The organism is Arenibacter sp. S6351L (genome assembly GCF_023016025.1).
GTDB lineage: Bacteria > Bacteroidota > Bacteroidia > Flavobacteriales > Flavobacteriaceae > Arenibacter > Arenibacter algicola_B.
Window position 1 is genome coordinate 1 of record NZ_JALKBB010000107.1, and the last position, 506, is coordinate 506.

General features: G+C 34.4%; 1 protein-coding gene. It reads right to left on the reverse strand.

Features of this window, described 5'->3' with window-relative positions; genetic code table 11:
• On the reverse strand, window positions 1–463 hold a 463-nt coding region (locus MWU82_RS24105; protein ID WP_247098310.1), incomplete at its 3' end, for a phage integrase SAM-like domain-containing protein.
• Window positions 464–506: the final 43 nt, after the last annotated feature.

Consider the following 506-nt stretch of genomic DNA (forward strand, 5'->3'; position numbering starts at 1 on the left):
AATATGATAGCTCACAAATCGTTCTTTTAGAAACCTGAAAATGACTGGTCAACATACTCCGGAATGGGGTGGTCACTATGACCGGAATATCCACCTTATCTAAATATCCTTCCGCTACAGCCACCCGAATAGGCTTTCTAAAGCGCTGTATCACCTTGTTTATAGTAACTTGGCTTTGTCCCTCTTCTGTCTTTAAATAGTATTCAAAATCAATTAAAAACTGGGATGTTAAATCTCCTATAGGAATATCATTTTTCTTATATTTCCATTTGACATATCGTTCAACTTTTGAGCATGCATAGTTGTACTTATTCCATGTGCCCATTTTAATATCCTTTCCAACGAGCTTTTTAATCTTAGCCACATATTCCTTTATGTAGTAGACAATTTTTATGGTTTCTTTAACTGGTTTCGGATCAAGAACAAAACTTGGGTCTGAAGTGAATAATTTATTTCTTTGCACTTTAAATTACATTGATGAATAAAGGCACTGAGTTATCCTTGTT